5 protein-coding genes and 1 pseudogene are annotated in these 4,958 nt (G+C 64.5%); 3 read left to right on the top strand and 3 right to left on the bottom strand.

What is annotated here, in order from left to right:
• Positions 1 to 308: 308 nt before the first annotated feature.
• Together ACJWXQ_RS09535 and ACJWXQ_RS09530 are read right to left on the bottom strand one after the other, a co-directional pair.
• Positions 309 to 491 (bottom strand): annotated as a pseudogene (locus tag ACJWXQ_RS09535) (hypothetical protein); the annotation flags it as partial.
• A 95-nt stretch (positions 492 to 586) separates the two neighbouring features.
• Positions 587 to 1,573, bottom strand: a complete 987-nt coding sequence (locus ACJWXQ_RS09530) for a UDP-glucuronic acid decarboxylase family protein (RefSeq protein ID WP_406672691.1) — start codon at positions 1,571 to 1,573, stop codon at positions 587 to 589.
• Between the two features lie 353 nt (positions 1,574 to 1,926).
• Here ACJWXQ_RS09530 and ACJWXQ_RS09525 point away from each other — a divergent pair, with 353 nt between their 5' ends.
• Both ACJWXQ_RS09525 and ACJWXQ_RS09520 read left to right on the top strand, forming a co-directional pair.
• The gene (locus ACJWXQ_RS09525; protein WP_406672690.1) at positions 1,927 to 2,226 is read left to right on the top strand and encodes a hypothetical protein; all 300 of its coding nucleotides are present in this window, start codon (positions 1,927 to 1,929) and stop codon (positions 2,224 to 2,226) included.
• Between the two features lie 516 nt (positions 2,227 to 2,742).
• Positions 2,743 to 3,036: a hypothetical protein gene (locus ACJWXQ_RS09520; RefSeq protein ID WP_406672689.1), complete on the top strand. Its 294-nt coding sequence runs from the start codon at positions 2,743 to 2,745 to the stop codon at positions 3,034 to 3,036.
• A gap of 432 nt (positions 3,037 to 3,468) precedes the next feature.
• On the opposite strand, the gene ACJWXQ_RS09515 is transcribed toward ACJWXQ_RS09520, so the two are convergent.
• Positions 3,469 to 3,744: a glucose-6-phosphate isomerase gene (locus ACJWXQ_RS09515; protein ID WP_406672688.1), complete on the bottom strand. Its 276-nt coding sequence runs from the start codon at positions 3,742 to 3,744 to the stop codon at positions 3,469 to 3,471.
• A gap of 698 nt (positions 3,745 to 4,442) precedes the next feature.
• On the opposite strand from ACJWXQ_RS09515, the gene ACJWXQ_RS09510 reads away from it, so the two are divergent.
• A complete protein-coding gene (locus ACJWXQ_RS09510) occupies positions 4,443 to 4,787 on the top strand; it encodes a hypothetical protein (RefSeq protein WP_406672687.1) in 345 nt (114 codons plus the stop codon).
• Positions 4,788 to 4,958: the final 171 nt, after the last annotated feature.

Genomic DNA, 4,958 nt, shown 5'->3' with positions numbered 1-4,958 from the left:
CCCACGAGACGGTTCCCCGTCTACTCCCTTAGCAGGGGAGCGCCTTCGACCACTCGGCCACGTCTCCGCCGAGCGGTGTAGCAGGTTGACCGAGGGAAATACAGGGCCATTCCGCCGCCCTCGTGATACGCGCCTTCTAGATTCTAATGATTTGAAAAAAAGAGAAAAGCGCTCGTCTACTTCTCCATGGAAGCCCGCGCGGATTTCGCATGGAGACCCGGTGTCAACGCCGGAGAAAAAGCCGGCCAGTGGGCGGCGCGAAATCCGGCCACCTCGGGTTCGCGGTGAGATGCGCGGCGGGCGGCCATTCAGCCGCGCTCTCCAGATAGCTGGCGACTGACTGGCCGCCTTGGCCCGCAGAGCCAATCGGGCGGTCGGATAAGGTGATCAGGCTCATCGTTGATCCAGTCCGCTGTCGTCGGCAGCCACTCTTGCGTGCTGATCCAGCCAATGGACTTGCGCGCGCCGAGATCGACAACATGCGCGCCGCCGCAGACGGGATAGGCCAGACCGTCAGGAAACCGCCACCGCACGAACGCCTCGAAGCAGCGTTCGGAGTGCGTCACCCTTCAGGGCGAGGAAGACGTCACCCCCCCGTCGCGCTGAGCGCCGCCGACTCGCCCAGCAACTCACGGAAATGGCGGATAGTCGGATCCAGTCCCTTGGAGAGCGGCACGGTTGGCTCCCATCCCAGGATGCTGTGAGCGCGCGATATGTCGGGACGGCGCTGCCTAGGATCGTCGGCCGGCAGCGGACGATGCACGATCTTCGACCGCGAGTTGGTCATCTCGATAACCTTCTCGGCCAGTTCCAGGATGGTGAATTCACCCGGGTTGCCAAGGTTGATAGGCCCGGTGACGCCGTCCTCCGTCTCCATCAGCCGGAGGAAGCCCTCAATCAGGTCGTCGACATAGCAGAACGAGCGAGTCTGGCTGCCGTCGCCGAAGACTGTGATCGGCTCGTCGCGCAGCGCCTGCACGATGAAGGTCGACACGACCCGGCCATCATTCGGGTGCATGCGAGGCCCATAGGTGTTGAATATGCGGGCAACCTTGATGTTGAGGCCATACTGGCGGTGATAGTCGAAGAACAGGGCCTCGGCGCAGCGCTTGCTCTCGTCATAGCAGGACCGCAACCCGATCGGGTTGACGTTGCCCCAGTAATCCTCTGGCTGCGGATGCACGGATGGGTCGCCGTAGACTTCCGAGGTCGAGGCTTGGAAGATCTTCGCCCGGGTGCGCTTCGCAAGTCCCAGCATGTTGATTGCACCATGCACGCTGGTCTTGGTTGTCTGCACCGGATCGTATTGATAATGGATCGGCGATGCGGGGCAGGCGAGGTTATAGATCTCGTCGACTTCAACATAGAGCGGAAATGTCACGTCGTGGCGTATGAACTCGAAGCGCGGGTGGGCGCGCAGGTGGTCGATGTTGCGCTTGGTGCCGGTGAACAGGTTGTCAACGCAGAGAATTTCGTGGCCGAGCGCCAGAAGCCGGTCGACGAGGTGCGAGCCCAGAAATCCGGCACCGCCGGTGATCAGCACTCTCTTGCGGCTGTCATACAATCTGGCCATGTCTTCTCCTTTTAAAGATGATATCCGGCCGGGAAGGCCAAAACAAACTTCTCCCGCTTCCCAGCTGTTGGCAAGAAGCCGCAGCAGGCGTTCAGAAGAATCCGCCCGGCTTTGGGTGGCGGGCGCTATCATCGAGATCTGACCCGCCTCGGCTGACCCTGCTCTCCGACACCTTAACCATCGGCGCTGTTACCGGCCGCCAGGGCCGCCGCTTCAAGGTTTGGCAAGGTTTCGCCAACACCCTTCGAGGCGGGGGTGAAGAGGCCATCGTTCCGATGTATGAATGTCATGCATCCCTCCGGATGGCAGTGCCGTGGCAACGGTCCCGAATTGGCCGGAAGAGTAGGAACGAGATGACGACGACTCTGGTGGGCGGATTGGTGGCCAGTGTCATGGTGGTTCTCATGGGGACCGCGCCGGTCGAGGCAGGCGCGGGACGGGCGACGGCAGCCTCGGCCGACTCGGCATCGATCGTGCGCGTCGCGCATTCGGGCCATGCACGCAGCTTCGACTGGCATCGTTCAAAGACCCGGGCCGCGCGGGCGAACATGAAGGACAGTGACCGGCGCCAGGTGGTGCGAGTCGCAGGGCGCGGAAGCTGGGTCTGCTCACCAGCCGGTGCTGGCTCCGGATCAACCTGCACCGCACGCTGAGGCGCTGATAGCGGTCGCGGTTCGAGTCAGCTGTTCCGGGGATATTTCTCGGAACGAGCATGTGGCGTCCGCCATCGCGGCCCGGCGCACGGCCGACCGGCGTGTACGCCACGACCAGCCGGTCGCTTGCTGGGGGACGGGTTCGCAGGGCACTGCGAGGTTGTAGAACCTCGGCGACGGGGAAAACCGCCCGCGCCCGCGATGACTCGAGATCGGCCTGACATCCGTGTCCCAGTTGCGCTGGCCGGGGTCATAGACGGCGCGCAGCCCCAAGCCCCGGCACGACCCGTTCCGGCATTCTCGTCCTCGCTCGCGGTTCAGCCTGTCCGGGTATTCTGATGGCACGATCGCCGCGGGCGGCGCTGTGTGACCCGTGGTCGTCGGGGCGTTTCCGATCCGGGAGCCGCGGTCGATGAATGAAGCGGCGGCGGGAAACCGCGCAGGCGGTTTGGCAGAATCACCCGGATCGGTGCATCATTCCTCCTCAGGGGTTCCTTCTGTGTGAGGGGTGGGTCCATGCTGAGCCAGAAAACCGCGACAGGACATGACCAGGATATCGATCACCGTCCCGATCGGCGGAACCAGCAGCTGGAGGCTGCACGGCGCATTCTGCGTTCGCCGTCGAGCGACAAGCGCCTGCAGCATGCCTGCGAGGTGCTCCTCGCGTTGAGCGCCGATCCGCTAGACAGGCTGCTCGCGAAGCGGATGTCCCAGCCGTCGCACGACCAACCGGCACCCCCAGGCGGACCGGTCGGCACCCTCACGCACCCCAGCCGAAGCCCCATCCGCGATCCCGCCCTCCGATTGTGACAGACTAGTCTGGCTTAAGCGGAGCGGGGACGCCCCCTGCCGCGGACCGGCGCAAGGTCGCCGAGCTTACCCACGCGATCCTCTCCCTCGGCGAGAGTATCGACCCTGAGGAAGCCGAGCGCGCCGCGCGTATCGCCTTCAGCCATACCCGCCACTTGGCGCGGAAATACCGGTTCACCGATCCGCCGTTGATCCACAATGCCAAGGTCCATCTGGGGCTTCGCAAGCGCGGCCTGTGCTACAAATGGGCCGAAGATGTCGTGATCCGCTTTCGCCAACGTCGCGTCGAGCGGCTGTTCGAGCGCCAGGTGTCGCAGGCAGGCGGGGGTCGCATTCGAGCGCCTTCAACAGTTGCCACCACTCGACCATTCGCGGTTCTGGCCGCCCGAAGGTCCGGGCGGCCAGCTCAGCCTGTTTCGAGCTTGCCGCAACTCAACGGCAGGGGCGGACACGATAGGTGCCGTCGCCGACGGCATAGGCGCATTCGTTGGTCCGCTGGTTGCGCGCAACCAGTGCGCCGGCGGTCGCCCCGGCCATCACCGCGAGAATCGTCCAGTTCGGATCGGCGCGCAAGAAGTCGGCCGTCACCAAGCCGACAGCGGCACCGGCGAGACCGCCGACTACCGTGCGCTCCGTCTGGGTCATCTGGTCACAGCCCGCCAGCGCCATCGCTGTCACGAGCACACCAGCTGCGAGTCCCTTGGTCATGGAATTCTCCTCATACATTGGCGCTTAATGGCCAACTCTCTCCACGCGGACAGGTTCCCTGATTGCCGCTTTAGGTGCAAGTCGGCACTCGGATGCGCTTGTCGCGCCTGCGCAAGAAGCCGCGCACCACCTCGAAGACTGAGCGCGCTTCCACCTCGCCTGCGGGCAGTTTCCCGGCCATAACCAGATTCTGCAGCGAGTCGCAGCCGCCGGTGCCAGCGACCCGCAAACATCTCTACGAGGCGGCAACGACCCGGCTGGCCAGAAGCACCGCCTTTTCGTCGCTGAAGGCCTAGGGCCCCGGCTGGCCAGAAAGGTCGGCTTCAAGAAAGTCCGCGTGGCCGTGGCCCGCAAGCCGACCGTCACTCTCCACGCGCTGTGGAAGACCGGCATCCCTTCCGCTGGAGTGCTGCCGGCTATCGACCGTTCGGTTTCGGCAGGAATCTGCGTAACTCGGCTGTCGTTCGGATGAAAGTCTCGGAACCGGGGAGCCGGCGCGTTGCCCTGAGGTTAAGCTGATGGTGCGAGACTCGCTCTCTTCGAATACCATCATTGGAGATGTGGAAAGGAAGGATCCAGGATGAAACGCTCGATCAGAACGCTCTTTCTGACAGCCACGGTTTCTGCGCTGGCGCTTTTTCCGGTAACCGGAGGCCTGATCATGACAGCAGACGTCGCTGAAGCCCAAGGTGCCGGCGGTGGCGGTGCTGGTGGCGGCGGCGGTGCTGGCGGTGGCGGCGGTGGCGGCGGCGGTGCTGGCGGTGGAGGTGCCGGCGGCGGCAGCGGCGGCGGAGGTGGTGGCGGTGGCGGCAATGCAGGTGGCGGCGCTAGCAACGCCGGTGGTGCTGTCGGCAACCCCGGCGGCATCGGCAATGCCGGTGGCGTTGGCAATTCAGCCGCTGCGAGTGCTGTCAGCGGTGCCGGCAGCGGCAGAGGTGCGGAGACAGCCAGCGCCCAAGGACGAGCACTCGGCGCGCAACGTTCGGAATCGTTGGGTCACCCTAATGAATTCGGGCAGCTTCGGGCCGAACTCCAGGGCCTGAACGCGGCGAACGCATCGATGCAGGCCTTTGCAAACGCCAATCCCGAAAGCCAGGTCGGCCGGAGCGCGAGCTATTACGAGGCGGCGCTTGCAACACAGGAAGCCGAAGCGGCCGCGCTCGAGGCGCAAGCAGAACTCGAGGCGATTCAGGCGGCCTATGATGGACGCACCT

This window comes from Natronospira sp. (genome assembly GCF_007134575.1).
Taxonomy (GTDB): Bacteria; Pseudomonadota; Gammaproteobacteria; order Natronospirales; family Natronospiraceae; genus Natronospira; species Natronospira elongata.
Note: the sequence above shows the minus strand (reverse complement) of the source record. Positions and strands in the feature narration are given on the sequence as shown.